The sequence below is a fragment of the Paraburkholderia unamae genome (genome assembly GCF_003096875.1).
Taxonomy (GTDB): Bacteria; Pseudomonadota; Gammaproteobacteria; order Burkholderiales; family Burkholderiaceae; genus Paraburkholderia; species Paraburkholderia unamae.
Genome location: NZ_QEOB01000022.1, coordinates 34809 through 54910, shown reverse-complemented (window position 1 = coordinate 54910; position 20102 = coordinate 34809). Strand labels below are relative to the sequence as shown.

At 64.0% G+C, this 20102-nt stretch carries 19 protein-coding genes; 8 read left to right on the top strand and 11 right to left on the bottom strand.

The window, feature by feature from the left end; genetic code table 11:
• Positions 1 to 52: 52 nt before the first annotated feature.
• The gene (locus tag C7402_RS35345; protein WP_112176673.1) at positions 53 to 493 is read left to right on the top strand and encodes a potassium channel family protein; all 441 of its coding nucleotides are present in this window, start codon (positions 53 to 55) and stop codon (positions 491 to 493) included.
• Positions 494 to 573: 80 nt separating this feature from the next.
• Here C7402_RS35345 and C7402_RS35340 read toward each other — a convergent pair whose 3' ends face one another.
• From C7402_RS35340 to C7402_RS35320, 5 genes are all read right to left on the bottom strand, one after another.
• Entirely contained in the window at positions 574 to 897 is a 324-nt protein-coding gene (locus tag C7402_RS35340; protein ID WP_116613869.1) for a hypothetical protein, read from the bottom strand.
• Between the two features lie 208 nt (positions 898 to 1105).
• Positions 1106 to 1885 (bottom strand): enoyl-ACP reductase FabI, encoded by a 780-nt coding sequence (gene fabI, locus C7402_RS35335; RefSeq protein WP_116613868.1) that lies wholly within the window; start codon positions 1883 to 1885, stop codon positions 1106 to 1108.
• A gap of 28 nt (positions 1886 to 1913) precedes the next feature.
• On the bottom strand, positions 1914 to 3095 hold the full coding sequence (locus C7402_RS35330) for an acetate/propionate family kinase (RefSeq protein WP_116613867.1): 1182 nt from the start codon (positions 3093 to 3095) through the stop codon (positions 1914 to 1916).
• 82 nt (positions 3096 to 3177) lie between these two features.
• Positions 3178 to 5568, bottom strand: a complete 2391-nt coding sequence (locus C7402_RS35325; RefSeq protein WP_116613866.1) for a DUF3141 domain-containing protein — start codon at positions 5566 to 5568, stop codon at positions 3178 to 3180.
• Between the two features lie 411 nt (positions 5569 to 5979).
• Positions 5980 to 6285 (bottom strand): DUF4148 domain-containing protein, encoded by a 306-nt coding sequence (locus C7402_RS35320; RefSeq protein ID WP_116613865.1) that lies wholly within the window; start codon positions 6283 to 6285, stop codon positions 5980 to 5982.
• A gap of 203 nt (positions 6286 to 6488) precedes the next feature.
• On the opposite strand from C7402_RS35320, the gene C7402_RS35315 reads away from it, so the two are divergent.
• The 4 genes from C7402_RS35315 (at position 6489) to C7402_RS35300 (ending at position 9724) form a co-directional block, all read left to right on the top strand.
• Positions 6489 to 7394, top strand: a complete 906-nt coding sequence (locus tag C7402_RS35315) for a LysR family transcriptional regulator (protein WP_116613864.1) — start codon at positions 6489 to 6491, stop codon at positions 7392 to 7394.
• Positions 7395 to 7514: 120 nt separating this feature from the next.
• Complete coding sequence (locus C7402_RS35310; protein ID WP_112176680.1) at positions 7515 to 8192, top strand: HAD-IA family hydrolase; 678 nt, start codon at positions 7515 to 7517, stop codon at positions 8190 to 8192.
• A gap of 4 nt (positions 8193 to 8196) precedes the next feature.
• Positions 8197 to 9330, top strand: a complete 1134-nt coding sequence (locus tag C7402_RS35305) for a DSD1 family PLP-dependent enzyme (protein ID WP_116613863.1) — start codon at positions 8197 to 8199, stop codon at positions 9328 to 9330.
• Positions 9320 to 9724 (top strand): RidA family protein, encoded by a 405-nt coding sequence (locus C7402_RS35300; protein ID WP_112176682.1) that lies wholly within the window; start codon positions 9320 to 9322, stop codon positions 9722 to 9724. The genes C7402_RS35305 and C7402_RS35300 overlap by 11 nt, the downstream gene beginning before the upstream one ends.
• A 62-nt stretch (positions 9725 to 9786) precedes the next feature.
• On the opposite strand, the gene C7402_RS35295 is transcribed toward C7402_RS35300, so the two are convergent.
• Positions 9787 to 9990, bottom strand: coding sequence for a DUF2970 domain-containing protein (locus C7402_RS35295; RefSeq protein WP_112176683.1), 204 nt, complete (start codon positions 9988 to 9990; stop codon positions 9787 to 9789).
• 266 nt (positions 9991 to 10256) lie between these two features.
• Between C7402_RS35295 and C7402_RS35290 the strand changes: the two genes are divergently transcribed.
• Positions 10257 to 12047, top strand: a complete 1791-nt coding sequence (locus C7402_RS35290; RefSeq protein ID WP_116613862.1) for a nitrite/sulfite reductase — start codon at positions 10257 to 10259, stop codon at positions 12045 to 12047.
• On the top strand, positions 12044 to 12448 hold the full coding sequence (locus C7402_RS35285) for a DUF934 domain-containing protein (protein WP_116613861.1): 405 nt from the start codon (positions 12044 to 12046) through the stop codon (positions 12446 to 12448). The genes C7402_RS35290 and C7402_RS35285 overlap by 4 nt, the downstream gene beginning before the upstream one ends.
• A gap of 164 nt (positions 12449 to 12612) precedes the next feature.
• Here the strand turns inward: C7402_RS35285 and C7402_RS35280 are convergent, their stop codons facing one another.
• From C7402_RS35280 to C7402_RS35260, 5 genes are all read right to left on the bottom strand, one after another.
• Positions 12613 to 13962, bottom strand: coding sequence for an MFS transporter (locus tag C7402_RS35280; RefSeq protein ID WP_112176691.1), 1350 nt, complete (start codon positions 13960 to 13962; stop codon positions 12613 to 12615).
• Between the two features lie 446 nt (positions 13963 to 14408).
• Positions 14409 to 14690, bottom strand: coding sequence for a GntR family transcriptional regulator (locus C7402_RS35275; RefSeq protein ID WP_224042383.1), 282 nt, complete (start codon positions 14688 to 14690; stop codon positions 14409 to 14411).
• Between the two features lie 85 nt (positions 14691 to 14775).
• On the bottom strand, positions 14776 to 16554 hold the full coding sequence (locus C7402_RS35270) for a tannase/feruloyl esterase family alpha/beta hydrolase (protein WP_112176692.1): 1779 nt from the start codon (positions 16552 to 16554) through the stop codon (positions 14776 to 14778).
• Positions 16555 to 16752: 198 nt separating this feature from the next.
• Entirely contained in the window at positions 16753 to 17466 is a 714-nt protein-coding gene (locus C7402_RS35265; RefSeq protein ID WP_224042378.1) for a substrate-binding domain-containing protein, read from the bottom strand.
• 47 nt (positions 17467 to 17513) lie between these two features.
• Positions 17514 to 18539 carry an amidohydrolase family protein gene (locus C7402_RS35260; protein WP_116613860.1) on the bottom strand — a complete coding sequence of 342 codons (1026 nt, stop codon included), beginning with the start codon at positions 18537 to 18539 and terminating at the stop codon, positions 17514 to 17516.
• 395 nt (positions 18540 to 18934) lie between these two features.
• On the opposite strand from C7402_RS35260, the gene C7402_RS35255 reads away from it, so the two are divergent.
• Positions 18935 to 20098, top strand: a complete 1164-nt coding sequence (locus C7402_RS35255) for an epoxide hydrolase family protein (RefSeq protein WP_116613859.1) — start codon at positions 18935 to 18937, stop codon at positions 20096 to 20098.
• The last annotated feature ends 4 nt before the right edge of the window (positions 20099 to 20102 follow it).

The window sequence follows — 20102 nt, the reverse complement described above, 5'->3', positions numbered from 1 at the left end:
TCCCGAATGCCGCGCCCTTTTCGCCTGCGCGCCCCTGACGACGGAGTCAGTCATGCTACACAATCTACTAGCCGCCGCGCCGGCCATGATCCTGTGCCTGTTGCTGCAAGCCGTGGTGGTCGCGGTCTGCCTGCGCCGGTACGCGCGCTTCCGGCGCAACGTCAAGGGACAGGATTTGCTGTGGGTGGACGTCCTGCTATTGGTTACCGTGATGCTGCTGACCTTGCTCTGCAATTTTGCCCAAATGGCAATCTGGGCCGCGCTGTTCATGGTATTAGGCGAATTTTCTGATTTCGCCACCGCGCTATATCACTCCGCGGTCAATTTCATCACGCTGGGCTACGGCGACATCGTCATGTCCAAGGAATGGCGCATGCTCGGCCCAATTGAAGCGGCCAATGGCATCCTGATGTTCGGCGTTTCCACTTCGGTGATGACGGCTGCGGTCATGGATGTGATCAAGTACCACCATGCCCGGCTCCAGCAGGAATAGCCGGGAAAGCAGGCACGTGCCTGGCGCGGCGTGGAGATATCCCGTTCCCGCATGGGCCGTCATGCGTTGAAAGCTTCCCGCTAGTCAAGCTTCATGAGACCCATGTGCATGGCCGTGTCGGCGCACATCACGACCAGTTCGTCGTGGGATACGCCTTCGGTCAGCCGATGGTTGAGTACCTCGTCGAAGGTCCCGGCGCACTCGGAGACCGCGCTCATCGCGTCGCCCTCGGTGCGGTTATAGGCCCCCGCGATGAGCGATCGCGCGCGGCATTTGGCGGCGGCGATGGTTTCCTGAGTCGAGGCGCCGGAACTCGCGGCCTGACATTCCGGAACAGGGACAGGCTGGAACGCCAGCGCCAATGAAGGGATGAGAAAGGCAGCAGCAATGTATCGGCGGGACATGGCGTATCCTTTCGTGAGGATCTTCGTACCGACATTACCCGATAGTCACCAACTCTAGCCGCGAACGGCTCATCGCCGATCTTCCCCTGGCGTGAGCCTGTTAGCAATCTATCACCTCCACGACGCGGCGTCAGTGATCGGCCACTATGAGATACCCTCATTGGCCCTTTGCCCCGATTTGGCACGCTGCCCCGATTCGGTGCTTACCCTAAGCCATGATGTGGACGCCACCGTCCACATAGAGCGTCTCGCCAGACAATCGCCGTGCGTACGGCGTCGCGAGATAGGCACAGGTGAAGCCCACGTCCATGATGTCGACCAGTTCGCCAAGCGGCGCACGTTCGGCCGCCTGCGTGAGCAGCACGTCGAAGTCTTTCAAACCCGATGCCGCACGCGTTTTCAAAGGCCCGGGCGATACGGCGTGGACCCGGATCTGCTGCGGACCCAGTTCATACGCGAGATAGCGCGCGCACGCTTCCAGCGCCGCCTTGACCGGCCCCATGACGTTGTAGTTCGGGACCACCTTGTTCGCGCCGTAATAGCTCATTGCGAACAGGGAGCCGCCGTTCTTCATCAACGGCGCGGCGAGCCGGGCCATGCGCACGAACGAATGGCATGAAATGTCCATCGCCGCCGCAAAGCCCTCGGCGGAGCAGTTGAGCAGCCCTCCCTGCAAATCGCTCTTTGGCGCCCATGCGACGGAATGCACGAGTATGTCGAGTTCGCCCCATTCGTTCACAATCCGCTCGAATACCGCTTCCAGCTCATCTTGCCGCGACACATTGAGCGGCATGAAAATGGACGCGTTGAGGTCTTTTGCCAGCGGTTCGACGTATGCCCTGGCCTTTTCGTCGGCGTAGGTAATCGCGAGATCGGCGCCTACTTCATGGAACGCCTTCGCGCAGCCATAGGCAATCGAATGGTCGTTGGCGACGCCGGTCACAAGCGCTTTCTTTCCCGCCAGCACCGGATGTTGAATGCTCTTCATCGGACTCCTCCTCGGCGATCAGGCCATCTCACGCAATGCCCGCCACTTCCCGCGTATGACGGGCGATCATGAGTTCTTCGTTGGTCGGGATGACCCACACCGCGACTTTGCTCGACGCCGTGCTGATGCAGGGCGCACCGGCCTCGTTGGCGCTGCCGTCGATTTCCACGCCGCACCAGCGGGCCTGTTCGCAGGCCCGTCGCCGGATCTCCGGCGAGTGCTCACCGATACCCGCCGTAAACACCAGCGCATCGAGTCCCCCGAGCGCGGCGGCGAGCGACCCCAGCTCGCGCCCGATGCGATACGCGTATAAATCGATGGCGAAGGCCGCCCGCGCGTCGTCGCTGGCCAGCAGCGTGCGCATGTCGCCCGAAATACCCGATACGCCCAGCAGCCCCGAGTGGCGGTACAGCAAGTCCTCGACACCGCGCGTATCCATTTTCAGTTCGTCGAGCAGATAGAGAATCACGCCGGGATCGAGATTGCCGCTGCGCGTGCCCATCGGCAGTCCATCGAGCGCGGTGAAGCCCATCGTGCTCGCGACACTGCGGCCTGCGTTCAGCGCGCACATGCTCGCGCCATTGCCGAGGTGGGCAACGACCGTGCGGCCTCTCGCTGCCTCGGGCGCGATATCCGGCAACGTTCTCGCGATGTATTCATACGACAGGCCGTGGAAGCCGTATCGCCGCACGCCTTGCGCCGTCAACGCCGCCGGCAGCGCAAATGTGGACGCAAGCGCCGGCTGCGTCGCATGAAACGCGGTATCGAAACACGCGACCTGCGGCACATCCGGGTTGCGCTCCGCGATGACACGAATTGGCTTCAGGTTGTGTGGCTGATGCAGTGGCGCGAGCGGCGTGAGTTTCTCAAGTTCATCGAGCACGCCGGGTGTGACGGCCACGGGCTTCGAGAAGCCCTGGCCGCCGTGAACCACACGATGCCCGACCGCGACGAGCTGATTACCGTCGCGATGACCGCGCAGAAACTGGGCGATGTATGCGACCGCCTCCTCATGCCCGATGGGACTGTCGCGCCAGTTCGCCTCGCCGGTCTGACTGCCTTTCCCGTCGAACGCGACGAAATGCGGTGAAGAAAGCAGTCCCTCGATCTGCCCGCGCATGACAAGCGGCAGGTCTGCCGACCCTGCATTGAACGCACTGAACTTGATGCTCGAAGAACCCGCGTTGAGAACGAGAATGACATCGGCCATTGGCTTCCCCTTTATCCCATCAACCGCGCATCTTCCCGGCGCTTTTCGGCCACGAACCGGTCGCACATTGCGTGTTCGCGATTCACGATGCCTCCTTGAGGCCAGGCGCCACGCGCGCGGGCGGTGCATCCGGTGCCGGATGCTTCGAAGCGACAGATAGCGCCACCGGTCCGCTTTCCACAGGCAGGGACGAACGGATCTTGTCGAGCATGCCGAGTTGAGCGGCGGTCGGCCCCGCTTCCTGAACGCGCCTGTCGGCCAGAAGCTTTTCAGCCAGCTCTAACAGCTTCTCCCGGTCTTTGCGGTCTTTCAGCAGATCCGGCAGCGTCGCAAGCGCCTGCTCCGGCTCGTAGCGCACGATGATCTCCTGCTCGCCGCGCACGCGTCTCCACTGGTCGCCGGGAAGTTGGGGCAGCCAGGCGGCATAGTCCTTCGCAAGTTCGTGGCGCAGGGCAAGCCGCGCGAGCGGCAGCGGCTCGCCCCGGCGCGCGAGCAGGCAAGCGGCGCGCGCGAGCGCTTCCGTATAGCCGCCCTCGCTCATCGAGGCCAGCGCATCCCTCACGTAGGGCAGATTACGGTGATCGCCCGCCGGCTCCGCGGGACGGGCGCTCGCCTCTTCATCGTGTTCGACGCAATACAGGTTTCCGTACAGCGAGAAGAACGCGCTTTCCGTCATGGCGTCGCGCATCGCGCGGTAGAAGTCGAGCGATGCGCTGAGCATTTCCGAGCCACAGTGCTCGACCGCCCTCAACCGGGTGTCATCATGCGTTTCGGCATGCCGCTTCGCCCGGACCGCCTCGGCGGTCGGGCCGAGCCACGCGAGCCACGGATTCAGGTCGGAAAACGCCCAGCGTTGCGCGCGCAGCGGATGAAACTGACGCTGCAACTTCGCCGTCGTTTCGTTCGAGAACGCCCGCACCCACGGTTGCAGGAAGAGTTCGTACGCACGCTGGTTCAGTTCCGACACGCGCTTGACGGCCTCGAACGGCTGCTCATCGCTGCGCTCGAACCGGTTCAGGCGCGCGGCAATATCTTCGAGCCGATACTCCTGGAACGACACGTCGTATTGCGTTTTGCCGTCCTCACCCCGGCTCTCGGCAATCTCCATACCGTAGAGGCCGGGCGGGAAGGATTCGATCGCTTCGAGCACGGATGCGATCTGCTGATGCTCCTTCTTCGCCACCTTGCCCGAAACAAAAATGCCGAGATGACCGATGCTCTGGTGCACGAGCCCGACAATCACCTGACCGCGCGCCTTGATTTCCTCCGTGCTTCCGTAAATGTCGGCGACCCAGTTGAATGCCTGTTGGGGCGGCGTGATGTTGTCGCCGAGAGACGCGAACAGGACGATCGGCGACTTGATTTCCCGCAGATCGAACGCCGCACCGTCAAGACCGCGCACCTCGCCCGACCAGAGCTTGTTGCCCACGAACAGGTTGCGCGTGATCCACTCGATCTCCTCGCGGTTCATCAGGTAGTAGCCGCCCCACCAGCGCTCGAAGTCGAGAAAGCGCGGCGGTTCGGTATCGACGTTGTCGAACAGGTGATAGTACTTGTCCCACAGGCTGTTCGCGGGATTGAGGTTCTCGAAGTTCTGCACGAGATGCGCGCCGTCGAACTTGCCGTTGCCGAGGTCCGCCGTCAACGACGCGAGCCAGGTGCCTCCCAGCATGCCGCCGGAATAGCGCATCGGATTGTCGCCTTCGCCTTCGCTCCACGCGCCGCTCCAGTAGGACATTGGAGCGCCATTGATGACGAGCGGCCCCGTATGGTCCGGATCGGAACTCGCCAGCATCATCGCAGCCCAGCCGCCCTGGCAGTTTCCGACGATGGCCGGCTTCGGGCTGTCGGGGTGCAGTTCGCACACCTTTCTGATGAACTGCTCTTCCGCCGCGCACACGTCGAGCATCGTCTGGCCAGGTTCCGGATCGCGAAAGAAGATGACGAAATACACGCAGTGGCCGGCCTTTAGCGCCACGCCGGCCTGCGAGTCGTCCTTGAAACCGCCTATGCCGGGGCCGTGGCCCGCGCGCGGGTCGATGATCACGTAAGGACGCTTGCTAACGTCCACGACAACGCCTTCGGGCGGCAGCAGGCGAACGAGCGCGTAGTTGACTGGCCGGGCGAGCGTGCGGCCGTCGACAACGAGTTCATGGTCGAAATGCAGAACAGGCTGAAGACCGTGGCGCGCCTGGTCGACGAAGCCGTTTCCGCGCTGACGCAAGGTGTCCCAGAAGAGTACGGAACGCTCGGCGACATCCATTGCGTAGCGGTAGCCGGCCCAGGGATCCAACGCCGTTGCCCATGCCGGACTGCCCTGCGCGCGCTTGTCCGTGTCGTCCAGCCGCTCTGCCGCGTCCGCGACGCGCTGCCTGAATTGCGATTGCGCGAGTTCCGATCGTTTTGCGAGGAGCCGGGCAACCTTGCTTCCGACTTCCTGGCTACGTGCATATCGATTGGCTAGGTCTGTCATTGCATCACCTCGTGAACCGGGAACGAGTGGGACGGGACACGTCCGTGGTCTGAAGATTCAGGCGGACGAAGACATTTGCGGCTCGCACACGGCGAGCCGTTTCGCATAACCGGCGAGCTATCTACAGGAAATCGGGTGAAAAAGCAGCTAAATACAGATCGTTGACACGGCGATCAGGATCGCATCATGAAAATAGTGGAATCACAGGAATACTTACTAATATTTTTGATAAGAATTCTCATTGTTATTACAGCGACGAGGGGCGTCTCCCTCTGTCACACTGGCAGACCAGTGTGACAGATTCGTTACCGCATGCCATCTTTGACCGCCCGCCGGTTATGCGCCGCGACGTACGTTGAGAGCATGGAGACCGGCAGGCCAAAGAACCCCTGGCCGGTGTGCGGGTCCGCCTCAATTGTGCTGCGCCTGAGGGCATTCCGCCTGATACCAGCGATCGACCTGATGCTGCGCCGCATGCAGGTTTTGCGGATAGTGCGGATCGAACCTTCTCGGGTCATAGCCCGCCTTCCTCAGCGCGGCCAGTTCGCTCTGGTTTTGCTCTTTTGTGACAGGCGCGTGGCTCTTGATCGCGGCGAGATCGCGGCATTGCTTTTCGCTCAGATGGGTCGCGCCTTGCGCCATCCCCCCGGCGGCCATGCCAGCGAACGAGATCGTCAACGCGCAAATCATCGGCCAGATCTTCGGTGAATGCTTCATATCACGTCCCCTTTTTGTTAGGCCACGCAGCACAAACGATGATACCAGCGCCGACACGGCGGCTCATGCGCAGCTGTCGGTCTCGACGCACACACCGGCGCACAGCGTCCAGCCCAACCGCGCATTCGGCGCATAACGCCGTTAGCGCGTGGACCGACACGTGGCGATAATGGGGGCTTTGCTCCCGCACCGACGATACCCACATGAACGATTCAAGCGACATTCGTTTCCTGATGACGATACGAGAGGCCGGCAGCCTCGTTGCGGCGGCGAGAACACTGGGGATTTCGCCACCCACGGTCACACAGCGGCTGCAACAGATCGAACGGAAGCTCGATACGCGCCTCATCGACCGCACGGCTCGCCGGTTGCGCTTTACCGAGGAAGGCACGCTGTTGTGCCAGCGCGGCGCCGACCTCGTGCAGCAATTCGACGCGTTGTTCGACGATGTGCGCGCGCGCCAGGGCGGGCTCGCTGGCACCGTGAAGATTCGCGCGCCGCTAGGGTTCGGGCGGCGCCATCTCGCTTCCGTCGTTTCCGCCTTCCAGCGGGACAATCCCGATGTCGACATCGAACTGACCCTCACCGATCAACCCTTGAGCGAAACGGCCGAGCGCTACGACATCGTGGTTCACATCGGCGAGCTGCCGGCGTCGAATCTGATCGGTTATGCGATCGCGCCAAATGCACGCTTCGTCTGCGCCGCCCCGGCGCTTTTGAAGCGTTTCCCGAACCCCGAAACCCCGGACGATCTGCGGCAACTTCCCTGTATCGTGCTGCGCGAGAACAACGAAGACGCATCGCTCTGGCAGTTCCGCAAGGGCCGGACGACGCGCAGCGTCAGGGTGTCGTCGAAGCTGTGCTGCAACGATGGCGACGTGGTTCGGCAGTGGGCGTGCGAGGGCCGCGGCGTCATTCTCCGCTCGGAATGGGATGTCGCCGACGATCTCGCAAAGGGCGATCTCGTGCGCCTGCTTCCCGCCTGGAAAGCCGGCGACGCCGACGTGATCGCGCTCACCCGCAATCGCGCGGGCTTGCCCGCCCGCACCCGCCAGTTCATGCGCTATATGCAGGCGCGATTCAAACCGCAGCCGCCGTGGCGAAGCTAAACGGCGCATCAACCGGTATTCGGCTTTTGTGAATCATTGATTTCATCTGGCCAAATCGGCAATGCGTGTTCAAACTCTATACTGGGTGGCACGAACGACATCAAGGGAGTTGCCTCGCTCATGAGCCATCCATCCGTGCCGGACGCCTACCCGAAGGCGGTCCTCTTCGATCTGCTCACCGCGCTACTCGACTCATGGACGCTCTGGAACAGCGCCGCCGGTTCGGAGCAGGCGGGCAAGGTGTGGCGCGCCGAGTACCTGCGTTTGACCTACGGATGCGGCCGATATGTCGACTACGAACAACTCGTGCGGCAAGCGGCAACCCGCACGGGCCTGCCCGAGTCCGCAGCCTATGCGCTGGAAGCCAACTGGCTGAACCTGGCGCCGTGGAGCGGGACGGTCGAGGTATTGCGGCAACTGCAACCCCATTGCAAGCTCGCCATCGTCACCAACTGTTCGATACGGCTTGGCCGCCAGGCGGCGGCGCTCATGCCGGTCAAATGGGATGCCGTGGTCACGGCCGAAGAGGCCGGCACATACAAACCGGATCCGGCGCCATATCGCCTTGCGCTCGCCGCGCTTCGCGTGGCGCCTTCGGACGCGGCTTTCGTCGCGGGGTCGAGCTACGACATGTTCGGCACCGCCGCAGTCGGCCTGCGCACTTACTGGCATAACAGGGTCGGTCTGTCGTTGGTAGAGGGCGCGCCGCCGCCTGAAATCGAAGCGCCCACGCTTGATGCGCTGGTGCCCTGGTGCAAGCGTTTCGGCGCGCCAGCGCACACCAATCTGTCTGCCTGAAACCATGAAACTCGACGAACTCGATACCCCCGCCGCCCTCATCGATGTCGCACGGATGAACCGGAACATTCAACGCATGCAGTCGCGCATGAACGCACTCGGCGTGAGGTTCCGGCCGCATGTGAAAACGACCAAATGCCTGGAGGTGGTGCGCGCGCAACTGGCGGCGGGTGCGAGCGGCATCACGGTATCCACGCTAAAGGAAGCGGAAGCGTTCTTCGCGGCTGGCATCGCCGATATTCTCTATGCGGTCAGTATCGGGCGTTCGAAATTGCCAAGAGCGATGGCGCTGAAACAACAAGGCTGCGATTTGAAGCTGGTGGTCGATAACACACTCGCCGCAGCCGACGTCGCGAAGTTTTGCGCCGCGCAAGGGGAAACTTTCGAAGTCTGGATCGAGGTCGACACGGACGGACATCGTTCGGGGATCGACCCGGAGCAGGATGCGCTGCTGGAAGTCGGGCGCATTCTGCACGACGGCGGCATCAAGCTTGGCGGGGTAATGACGCATGCGGGGTCCAGCTACGAACTCCATACGCCTGATGCGCTATCCGCGCTGGCCGAGCGGGAGCGCTCAGGGTGCGTTCGCGCCGCACAGCGCCTGCGCGACGCGGGTTTTCCTTGCGAGACGGTGAGCGTCGGATCGACGCCCACCGCGTTGGCCGCAAGGAACCTCGATGGCGTGTCCGAGGTGCGGGCGGGCGTGTATGTCTTTTTCGATCTCGTCATGCACAACGTCGGTGTATGCTCGACCGACGATATCGCTCTGAGCGTGCTCGCGACCGTGATTGGTCATCAACCCGAGAAAGACTGGGTGATTCTGGACGCGGGCTGGATGGCAATGAGCCGCGATCGCGGAACGTCGAAACAAACGCGGGATTTCGGCTATGGTTTGCCCTGTACGCTCGATGGCACACCGTTGAACGACTGGATATTAAGCGGCGCGAATCAGGAGCACGGCATTCTGTCGCCGGTGCAGGGAACGCAGGGAAAGCGCCTGACGTCGCTTTTCCCGATCGGCACGAAGCTGCGCATCCTGCCCAATCATGCCTGTGCGACGGGTGCGCAGTTCCCGGCGTATCACGCGCTGTCCGACAATGACGAAACGACTTTATGGAGCCGCTTTCATGGCTGGTAACGAATCGGGCGCGCGCTTGCCGCGCATGGAAAACCCGGCAGGACTCGCAACGCCGGGAGGCCACTATAGTCACGTGGCGATCGCAAACGGGCTGGTGTTCGTGTCCGGCCAGTTGCCCATCGACGCGCAGGGCCGAAAGCTGACCGACGCGTCGTTCGAGGAGCAAGCCCGCCAGGTGCTCGCGAATCTCGAAGCGGCGCTGAACGGTGCGGGCAGCAGCATCGCGCAACTGGTGCAGGTTCGCGTGTATCTCGCCGATATCGAGCATTGGCCGGGCTTCAATCGGATCTACGCAGACTGGGCGGGCGAGGCGCGACCGGCCCGCGCGATCGTGCCGGTCGGCCCGCTCCACTACGGCTTCAAGATCGAGGTGGAAGCGACGGCGCTGGCATAAGCTCCTTCCGGCGCATGGACGCAAGCGCGCTCGCAACGCCAAAGTCGACGGAACAGGAAGGCTCAGAACCCCTGCGCGGTGCCCGTGGAGTGCGCGACCAGCAGCACGACCCCGAGTAGGCAAGCACCAATGAAAACCGCCAGCCCAACCGCCACGAATGGCAGCCAGCTGAAGTTCACATTGGCGAAGTCGGCTTCGTGGGCCGCGCTCTTGCGCACGCCGAAGAAGCTCCACAGAACAATGCGTACCATGCGCAGGACTTCCATCATTTTCTCCATTTCGCTCGATCGACTCGATCGTATGGAGCGATGTTGAACCCTCTCGGGGTACAGAAAAAGCAGCAGACACGAACGATTTGACCGGTGCAGCCGGGACGGCTTTGCCACCGCCACGAGACCGGGATCCTGCACATCATCTACGTACAGCCTCTGCTGCGCTCATTTAAGCGCCATCTGCTGCTTGAGGCGCCAGGTAGCGCGCGATAAGGTCTTGGCTCCGTGTTCACCCAGGGCCTAGCCTTTGCGCCGTCACCATGTACCGCTACAACGAATTCGACAAGGCCTTCGTGGCGAGCCGCGCGGCGCAGTTCCGCGATCAGATCGAGCGCTGGCAAGACGGCACGCTGAGCGAAGACGCATTTCGCCCGCTTCGCCTGCAAAACGGCTGGTATGTGCAGCGGCACGCGCCCATGTTGCGCGTTGCGGTTCCCTATGGAGAGCTGTCGAGCGCGCAGCTTCGGGTGCTCGCCCGCATTGCCCGCGAATATGACGCGCCTGAGGCCGAGGTCTACCGCAGTGCGCTTGCGGCCCAGCGCAAGCTCGGCACCGTGCGCCTGCCGACGCATCACGCGCACTTCACGACGCGCACCAATGTCCAGTTCAACTGGATTCCGCTGTCGAAAGCCGCCGATGTGATGGACCTGCTCGCCACGGTCGACATGCACGGCATCCAGACGAGCGGCAACTGCATCCGCAACATCTCCTGCGATGAGCGCGCGGGCGTGGCGCCCGACGAGATCGCCGATCCGCGCCCTTTTGCCGAGATCATGCGTCAGTGGACGACGCTGCATCCCGAGTTCGCGTTCCTGCCCCGCAAGTTCAAGATCGCGATGACAGGCGCCACGGAAGATCGCGCCGCGACGGGCTGGCACGACGTCGGCTTGCGTCTCCTGCACGACGAGAACGGCGAGTTGGGCTTTCGCGTAGCGGTGGGCGGCGGCATGGGCCGCACGCCGGTCATCGGCGTCGTGCTGCGCGAATTCCTGCCGTGGCGGCACATCATGAATTACATCGAGGCGGTCGTGCGCGTGTACAACCAGTTCGGCCGGCGCGACAACAAATACAAGGCGCGCATCAAGATACTCGCGAAAGCCGAAGGGCAACGCTTTATCGACGAAGTCGAAGAAGAGTTCCGGCAGATCGTGGAGTGCGACGGCGGTCCGCACACCATTCCGCAGGCCGAGTTCGACCGCATGAGCACGCACTTCGTCGTGCCGCCGCAGGTGGCCGCGTGCACGCCTGCCGACCCGGCCGCCGCTGCTGCGCTCGAAGCGGCCGCCCTCCAAACGCCTCAACTACGGCGCTGGCTGGAGCGCAACGTCGCGCCGCACAAGAACCCGTCGATGCGTATCGTCACCCTCTCCTTCAAGCGCCTGTTGCAGGCGCCCGGCGATGCGTCGGCGGAGCAGCTCGAACGCGTGGCGGATCTCGTGGACCGCTTCTCCGCGGGCGAAGCGCGCGTCACGCACACGCAGAACATCGTGCTGCCGTGGGTGCATGCCGACGACCTGCTGCCGCTCTGGCAAGCGGCTGTCGAAGTGCAGCTCGCGAGCGCCAACGTGCATCTGCTCACCGACATGATCTCGTGTCCCGGCGGCGACTTTTGCGCGCTCGCCAACGCGCGCTCGCTGCCCATCGCGCAGAGCATCATGGCGCGCTACCAGGACCTCGACGAACTCAATGACATCGGCGAGATCGATCTGCATATCAGCGGCTGCATCAATTCGTGCGGCCATCATCACAGCGGGCATATCGGTATTCTCGGCGTCGACAAGGACGGCGCGGAGTGGTACCAGATCACGCTTGGCGGCGCAGACGGCTCCGCGCGCAGCGGCGAGGCACGGCCCGGCAAGGTCATCGGCCCGTCGTTCGCCGCGCATGAAGTGACGGATGCCGTCGAAGCGGTGATCGGCTGCTATCTGGCGCTGCGCGAGCCGATTGGCGAGCGCCGCGAGACGTTCATCGAAACCGTGCGCCGCGTCGGGCTCGATCCCTTCAAGGCCGCCGCTGACACGGTGCGCGCAACGGCGGTGGAGGCTGTATGACGAAGGCTTCGCGTATTCGGCTTCTAGGCGCCGCAGGGCATGCCGACGATCACCCGGCAGTCGTCTTGACGCTGCCTAACAACGCGGACCCGCTCGCGCATGCCGCCGACATCTCGGGCGCCACGCGCGTCGAGTTGCAGTTCCCTGCCTTCACCGACGGGCGCGCCTTTACCCAGGCCTATCTCATCAGACGCCGGTTGGGTTTTCGCGGCGATTTGCGCGCAACGGGCGACGTGCTCGTGGATCAACTGCTTCAGATGGAGCGCATGGGCTTTTCCAGCGCGGTGTTGGGCGATGGCGTTCGCGTCGAGGATGCGCTTCGGCAACTGGAGCGCTTTCCGGCGTTCTATCAGGGCGATGTGCTGCGTGACGCGCCCTGGCGCTGGCCAGCGTCACGTTAGCGGCGTCTTCGTCTGGCTCGCGACGCGCAAGAGATCGTCGTAGCAGGTCTTGCGCGGCGGCGTTTGAGGATTTCAACGAAAAGCGGGCACAAGCTTCCACAAACGACGAGGCGCGGCAGTGCTCGCCGCACCGCCGCGCCTCATTCTCGAACGCCGTTGCTTTGTTAGTGCGCCGCGCTCACCTGGGTAGCCGGCTCACCGTGACGCGTCCGCTGCGACACCAGGATCGCGATGGCCGCGAGCACGGCCGGCACGGCCAGCATCGCGAGAATCGCACCGAACTGCCAGCCGAGGCCGAGCAGCGCGCCGCCAATGGCCGAGCCGAAGATGCTGCCGAAGCGGCCCATACCCAGCATCCAGCTCACACCCGTTGCGCGCGCAACCGTCGGGTAGCGGCCCGGCGCATAGGCGTTCAGGCCCGTTTGTGCGCCGCTCATGCAAAAGCCCGCCGCGAACACCAGCAATGCGAGCGACGAAGAGAGCGCCCCCATGCCCGCCAGCACCAGCACGCAGATGCCGCCGCCCAGGTACGCGGCGCTGATGACGCGCGCCGGACGCACCTTGTCCATGATCCAGCCCACCAGCACCGCGCCGATCGTCCCGCCAATCTGGAACATGGCCGTGACGTTCGCCGCCGCCGTGATCGACAGACCCGCGTCCTTGATGAGCGTGGGCAACCAGCCGGTGAGCAGGTAGATCACGAGCAGGCCCATGAAGTACGTGACCCACAGCGCGAGCGTCATCACGCCATAGCCTTCCGAGAACAGCACGCCAAGCGGCTTGCGCGTGGGGAGCGGCGGTTCGTTCGAGACGAAAGTCTCGGCGCCCGTGAAGTTCGCGCCCGTCACGCGGTTCAGAATCGCGCCAATGCGCATGCTCGGTGCGCCACGCACGGCGAGCAGGCGCGCCGACTCGGGCAGGAGCCACGCCTGGAGCGGCACGAGCACAAGCGGAATGGCGCCGCCGAAAATCAGCACGGCGCGCCAGCCGTGGTTCGGCACCAGCCAGCCCGCGGCGAAGCCGATCAGCGCGGAGCCCAGGTTAAAGCCCGTGAACATGATCGTGATGAGGAGCGCGCGCTTGCGCTGCGGCGAATACTCGGAGAGCAGCGTGGTGGAATTCGGCATCGCCGCGCCAAGACCGATGCCGGTCAGCACGCGCAGCACGGCCATCGAAACGGGCGATTGCGCGAACGCCGTGAGAATCGTGAACACGCCGAAAAGGAACACCGAGGTAATCAGCACCCATTTGCGCCCGACGCGATCCGAAGCCGGGCCTGCGGCCAGCGCGCCGATCACGAGGCCGATGGGCGCCGCGCTCATGACGAGCCCGAACTCGGGGCGCGAAATGGCCCACTCGTGAATGATGGAGGGCGCAACGAACCCCATGATGGCCACGTCCATGCCGTCGGCGGTCACCGCCAGAAAGCACAGCGCCACCAGGAGCCATTGATAGGCCGAAATGGGGCGTTCGTCGATGAACGCCTTGATATCGATTGTTTTGCTGCCAGACATCTGTAGTCTCCTGTCCGTTTTATGGTCAGCCGTTCGCTCGGGCCCGGGTCGCCCGGGTCGCTTACGTATCCGGACTGCGATCCGTCGATCGGGACGATAGGGGGACCGCTCCTCGCGTGAAAGTGCGGGTTAACCACATATTGGGTGCCGGCGCGCTCAGCCGGAGGCACTGGCGGCGGGCTCGCGCCGCCGCGATCGTGCCGCTGAGCCGCGCCGCGCCTGGGTCCGGCCAATTCCGTGCGCGCTGTGCCTGCCAGGGCGCGCGCGTGGAATCGGATCCGGCGGGATAAATAAAACGGATGCCGTCCGAAGGGATTCGCAAACGCGGCACAGGCACGGCACAAGCGCGGCACAAGCGCCCCGAAAACAACCGGGCGATCGCGCGGAGTCGGGCCGCCGCGCCAACGGCCACTGCCTTTCGGATTTTCCGTCAATCTCCATGCGATTTATTTATCGCATGCCTCCTGTACCACAGGATCGACACCGACCACCATGCCGCGCCGTGTCTTCGCGACGATCAAGCCTCGCGTCACGGCGTCGCGCATCGCCCGGTTGACCGTATTGACATGCACGCCGATGAAATCGGCCATATAGCGCTGCGAGGGCAAGCCGTCGCCGCTGCGAAGCTCGCCCGAACCAATGGCGGCTTCAAGCGCGCAGACGATTTGCCGCCATATCGGCATGCCGTCGCACGAAAGATACGGGATCCATTTGACACGAGCCGGCACGAGCGCTCTCCTTCCTTGTCCAGCAGGTAAAAAGCAAACCGGCCCCGCAGGGCCGGCCGGTTCAACATCTACTGTGGACTGCCCTTCACGGCGCCGCGACGCCCTGCGTAGCCGGCGAGTACGACGTGTAGAAGCTCGAGCCCGCCCAGGTGTGCGTGGGCTCGTTGTACAGCGGCGAGCCTTGCGTCCAGTTCGCGCCGCTGTGCCAGTCGCCCGTGCCCGAGAATTGCGCGACGGCCGGGTACGGATAAACCGGGCGGCTCGCCGTCACGTTGTTCGACGAGTCGGTCTGGTAGGTCATGACCGCGTTCGGCGCCGTGCCCTGCTCGGCCCAGGCCGTGATCTGCGAAACCAGGTCGATGTTCGGGAAGCCCTCGCCGCCGCCGCAGTGTCCCACGCCGGGCACGAGGTACATGCGCGCGAAGTCGCTCACGTTCGAGGCGCCCATGGTGTTCTGCATGGCCTCGAAATACTGGATCGTGAAGAGCGGCGAGATATGCTGGTCGGCCCAGCCGTGCCACAGAATCAGCTTGCCGCCCGCCTTGTGGAAGGCCGAGAGGTCGGGGCTCGTGGCGTCCATCAGCGGGTGATTCGCTTGCAGGTAGGTCGGGTAGAAGCTGGCGTCCGTGTAGCCGAACGTGTCGATGGTCGGCATGGTGGGCGAGCCCGTGAAGATCAGGTTGTAAGCGCCCGTCACGATCATGTAGCTGAACAGCTTCGTCACCGGCACCGGCGCGTCCGTCGAATTCGTCGTCGGCACTTCCACGCCCACCCAGTTCTCTTCCGAGCCCGGCTGCGGGGAGCCCGCGAGCATGCGCTCGCCCGTGGTCGCGTCCACCGGGCCGCCGTAGATCTTGCTAGCGGTGGCGACTTCGGCGGCGGTGAGGCAGCTGCTCGTGTTCGTCGCGCCTTGCGGACACTGGATCGAAGCCGGATCGAAATTGCAGGTGCGCGGATCGGCGATCAGGCCGTCGGGCACGCCTGCCTGACCGCCGCACGCCGCCACCACGGCCTTGTGCAGCACGAGCGCCTTGTCGGCGTAGAGCACGGCGTTGCCGGTGCTGTCGCCCGTGGTGCTTTGCGACTTCACGCTCCAGCCGTGATACAGCGAGTTCTGGATCTGGAAGTGCGCAGCCGGTGCGCCCGCGATGATGCCGTTATAGTCGTTCGGGTAGCGTTGCGCGGCCATGAGCGCTTCGCGCCCGCCGTCCGAGCATCCCACGAAGTACGCGTACTTCTGCGCCTGACCGTAGTAAGTCTTGATCAGTTTTTCCGCCGTGAGGGTCGTGATGTGCTGACCGCGATACGCAAAATCGGCCTGCTTTTGCGGGTCCGTGGCCCAGCTCGCGTCATTGCCCGAGTGGCCCATGTCGGTTGCCGCCGTCGCGAAGCCGCCTTGTTGCACGAGCGGGCACGTGTAGCTGAAGCTGAACGACGACTGCTGGGTCGGGTCGCTCACGTTGCCGCACAGGCCGCCGCAGCCCAGCGCGGCGAAGCGTTGCGTCCAGCCGCTCACCGGCAGCGCCACCTCGAAGGTATTCGAGGGCGCGAGCGTGCCTTTCACGGTACAGAAGTTGACCGAAGCGCCGTTCACGGTTGCCGTGGTCACCGTGGCCGACGTAATCGTGCTGCCCGCGCCGCCGATATCGGTGATATCGATCGCCGCCAGCTTCGAGCAATCCACCACGGGCGTCACGACCGCGAGCGGCGCTTTGGCGGCGTCGCTGCTACTGGTGCTGCCACTGCCGCCGCTGCCGCACGCGGCCACGAGCGTGGCCGTCGCGCACACGGCGAGCAGCCCGAGCAACGAAGCCGCACGGGCCCTTGCGCTCGCGAAAATTCGCTTTGAATGCAGATGACTCATCTTTGCCTCCTGACGTTGTCCATATCGTTGTCCGTATTCGAGTTGTCCCGATTCACTTTTCACGCCTCCACTTCTCTTTCTTTTAATTAGGATTTCTAATTACAACCGATGCATGAACCGGACGATGCCGCGTGTCCGATCCTCCTGCTGCGCCTTGCGTCTTGCCTCGCGCCGCCCTTTACGCGCGACGGCCTGCGATCAACCGCCGGCCGCCGTCATGCCAAATGCCCGTTTGGTCGCCTCGGCCTGATCCGAAGCGAGGAACGCCAGAAAGTCCCCGGCAGCCGTTTGCCGCGTGGAGACCGCACAAACCGCGGCGGAAAATACCGTCACGAGTTGCGCCTCACCCGGCAGCGGGCCGATCACGTCCACGCCCGGCACGTCCTTCAATTCGCTCAACTGCTGGAACCCAAGCTCGACCTCGCCGCTGGCAATCAGGCTCGCCACGGGCACGCCCGGCTGCGCCTTCACGAGACGCGGCAACATCGTTTCCGCCACGCCCCAGCGTTCGAGCAGGCCCACGAGATGGTCGCCGCTCGGGCCCGTCGAATAGCCGATGCGCGTGGCGCGCGACATCGCCTCACGCAGCGCGCCTTCGGTGCCGATGTCCGGATGCGGCACACCCGCGGCAACGGCCGCCGCCATGCCGGAGCGCACGATATCCACGCGCTCGCCCATGAGGCTGGCGCCGGCGAGCAGCCGGTCGATCGCGCCCGCGGCGAGCACCGCGAAGTCGAACGCCGCGCCGCCCTGCACGCGCCGCGCGGCCTCAACGCCGCCCAGCGACGTCACGCTCACGCGACACCCGGTTGCGCGTTCGTATAGATCGGCCAAGGCCGCCAGCACCTGGCGGGTCGCCATCGACCCGACGCCCCTGAGCGTGGCGTCATGCTTCACATCGTTCTCTGTCATTGACTGGCTTGTCCGTCGATATGGCGCGAGGCATGCCTCGCATGCGCTCAGCGCCTCTTTGCCTTGAGCCGCGCGTCGAGGCGCGGATACACCCGGCGCGCATTGCTCTCGTAAATCTTGTGCCGGTCCGCCGCATCGACATGCGCGGCCTCGATATAGCGCTTCGTGTCGTCGTAGTAATGCCCGGTTTCGGGGTCGATGCCACGCACCGCGCCGATCATCTCGCTCGCAAACAAGATGTTCTCGACCGGAATCACGCGCGTAAGCAAATCGATGCCGGGCTGGTGGTACACGCAGGTATCGAAGAACACGTTGTTCAGCACGTGTTCTTCGAGCCGCGGCTTCTTGAGTTCCTGCGCGAGACCGCGAAAGCGCCCCCAGTGGTACGGCGCCGCACCGCCGCCGTGCGGAATGACAAAGCGCAGCGTAGGAAAGTCGCGGAACAGGTCCGAAGTCAGGCATTGCATGAACGCGGTCGTGTCCGCATTCAGATAATGCGCGCCCGTGGTGTGAAAGCACGCGTTGCAGCTCGTGCTCACGTGAATCATCGCCGGAATGTCGTACTCCACCATCTTCTCGTAGATGGGATACCAGTGGCGATCGGAAAGCGGCGGGCTCGTCCAGTGGCCGCCCGAAGGATCGGGATTCAGATTGATCGCCACGTTGCCGTACTGCTCCACGCACTTCACGAGTTCCGGTATGCAGGTGGCCGGATCGACACCGGGACTTTGCGGCAGCATCGCGGCGGGCACGAAGCTGTCGGGGAAAAGCTCGCTCACGCGGTAGCACAGCTCGTTGCAGATCGCGGCCCACGTGCTGGAAATCTCGAAGTCGCCGATGTGATGCGCCATGAAGCTCGCGCGCGGGCTGAAGATCGTGAGGTCGAGGCCGCGCTCGCGCATCAGCCTGAGCTGATTGCGCTCGATCGACTCGCGCAGTTCGTCGTCGCCGATTTTCAGCTCCGACGTTTTCGGCATGCCGGACGGGTTGCCGATGGCCGCAATCTGGCGCTTGCGCCAGGCCTCCAGCGCATGGGGCGCCGTGGTGTAGTGGCCGTGAATATCGATGATCATTGAGACCCCTGCTACGGGTGCAGCGCCGCAAAGCCGCCACACGAATGGAACTGCGCAAAACACGATCGATACGGTACGAATTGAGGGCGCCACGCCAGAAGCCAGGGCTAATACCTGGATTTCGCAAGAATCATCGCTCATGGCCCCCCACGCGTCCACGGGCGGCGGCGCGCAAAGGCCGCCATTCTCACGTCCTGTGGGGTTCGCGCGGCGCGGCGGCGCTCAAGACGCGGGAAGAAACGCGCAATCGCGGTTCCGGTTGGAGATAAACAAAATGGATGCCTCGATAAACATCTGGTAAGCGGCGCCAGGAATTCGAAAGCGCTCGATGGCCGTCGCCGGCTCGCTCCGCCGAATTCGTCCATAATGGACCGCCCCAATACCGATGAGCCGCCATGCATATCGATCCATTCGAAATACGCGTGTCCGACGATGCGCTCGACGACCTGCGCCGGCGTTTGCGCGCCACGCGCTGGGCCGCCGCCACGCCCTCGCCCTCATGGCAGCAAGGCACCGACAACGCATGGCTGCGCGAACTGGTCGCCTACTGGGCGGATCGATATGACTGGCGCGGCGCCGAGCGCGCGCTCAACGCGCAGCCGCAATTCATTGCCGAACTGAGCGGCCAGCGCGTGCACTTCGTGCACCGGCGCGGCGTGGGCCCGAGCCCCTATCCGCTGGTCATCACGCATGGCTGGCCGGGCTCGTTCGCCGAATTCCACGCACTGCTCGAACGCCTGTGCGACCCCGCGGCGTTCGGCGGCGATCCCGCCGATGCGTTCGATGTCGTCGTGCCTTCGCTGCCGGGCTTCGGCTTTTCGCCGCCGGCGGCGCACCCCGGTTCATCGGCGTTCCAGGTGGCCGATCGGTGGGCGGCGCTCATGCGCGGACTCGGCTACGCGCGCTTCGGCGCCCAGGGCGGCGACCTGGGCGCGGGTGTTTCGATCGCGCTTGCCGCACGGCATGCGGACGCCGTGGAAGGCATCCACCTCAACTTCCTGCCTTCGTCGTACGAACCTACGCTCGATAAGCTCGATAAAGCCGCCGCCCCGCTCAGCCAGGCGGAGCAGGACTATCTGCGCGAGAAGACGGAATGGGCGGCAATGGAAGGCGGCTACGCGCACGTGCATGCGACGAAGCCGCAAACGCTGGCGGCGTCGCTCAACGACTCGCCCGCGGGTCTCGCCGCGTGGATCGGCGAAAAATTTCGCGCATGGAGCGACTGCGACGGCGTGATCGAGCGCCGGTTTTCGAAAGACGCACTGCTTACGAACCTTTCGATCTACTGGTTCACGCAGAGCATCGGCAGTTCGATGCAGATGTACTGGGAAAATCGCTTGCAACCGTTTCGCTTCGCAGCGGGGCAGCGCGTGCAGCCGCCCGTCGCGTTCGCGCGCTTTCCCAAGGAAATCAATCACCCGCCGAGATCATGGCTGGAGCGCGTGTTCGACGTCGCGCAGTGGACGGACATGCCGCGTGGCGGCCATTTCGCGGCCATGGAAGAACCCGACCTCCTCGCCGCCGACATTCGCCGTTTCTTCAAGCGGTTCCGGCAATGAACGG

Coding starts and splice junctions, on each gene's coding strand:
- C7402_RS35345 (WP_112176673.1), top strand. CDS start 53: ATGCTACACAATCTACTAGCCGCCGCGCCGGCCATGATCCTGTGCCTG.
- C7402_RS35340 (WP_116613869.1), bottom strand. CDS start 897: ATGTCCCGCCGATACATTGCTGCTGCCTTTCTCATCCCTTCATTGGCG.
- fabI (WP_116613868.1), bottom strand. CDS start 1,885: ATGAAGAGCATTCAACATCCGGTGCTGGCGGGAAAGAAAGCGCTTGTG.
- C7402_RS35330 (WP_116613867.1), bottom strand. CDS start 3,095: ATGGCCGATGTCATTCTCGTTCTCAACGCGGGTTCTTCGAGCATCAAG.
- C7402_RS35325 (WP_116613866.1), bottom strand. CDS start 5,568: ATGACAGACCTAGCCAATCGATATGCACGTAGCCAGGAAGTCGGAAGC.
- C7402_RS35320 (WP_116613865.1), bottom strand. CDS start 6,285: ATGAAGCATTCACCGAAGATCTGGCCGATGATTTGCGCGTTGACGATC.
- C7402_RS35315 (WP_116613864.1), top strand. CDS start 6,489: ATGAACGATTCAAGCGACATTCGTTTCCTGATGACGATACGAGAGGCC.
- C7402_RS35310 (WP_112176680.1), top strand. CDS start 7,515: ATGAGCCATCCATCCGTGCCGGACGCCTACCCGAAGGCGGTCCTCTTC.
- C7402_RS35305 (WP_116613863.1), top strand. CDS start 8,197: ATGAAACTCGACGAACTCGATACCCCCGCCGCCCTCATCGATGTCGCA.
- C7402_RS35300 (WP_112176682.1), top strand. CDS start 9,320: ATGGCTGGTAACGAATCGGGCGCGCGCTTGCCGCGCATGGAAAACCCG.
- C7402_RS35295 (WP_112176683.1), bottom strand. CDS start 9,990: ATGGAAGTCCTGCGCATGGTACGCATTGTTCTGTGGAGCTTCTTCGGC.
- C7402_RS35290 (WP_116613862.1), top strand. CDS start 10,257: ATGTACCGCTACAACGAATTCGACAAGGCCTTCGTGGCGAGCCGCGCG.
- C7402_RS35285 (WP_116613861.1), top strand. CDS start 12,044: ATGACGAAGGCTTCGCGTATTCGGCTTCTAGGCGCCGCAGGGCATGCC.
- C7402_RS35280 (WP_112176691.1), bottom strand. CDS start 13,962: ATGTCTGGCAGCAAAACAATCGATATCAAGGCGTTCATCGACGAACGC.
- C7402_RS35270 (WP_112176692.1), bottom strand. CDS start 16,554: ATGAGTCATCTGCATTCAAAGCGAATTTTCGCGAGCGCAAGGGCCCGT.
- C7402_RS35265 (WP_224042378.1), bottom strand. CDS start 17,466: ATGACAGAGAACGATGTGAAGCATGACGCCACGCTCAGGGGCGTCGGG.
- C7402_RS35260 (WP_116613860.1), bottom strand. CDS start 18,539: ATGATCATCGATATTCACGGCCACTACACCACGGCGCCCCATGCGCTG.
- C7402_RS35255 (WP_116613859.1), top strand. CDS start 18,935: ATGCATATCGATCCATTCGAAATACGCGTGTCCGACGATGCGCTCGAC.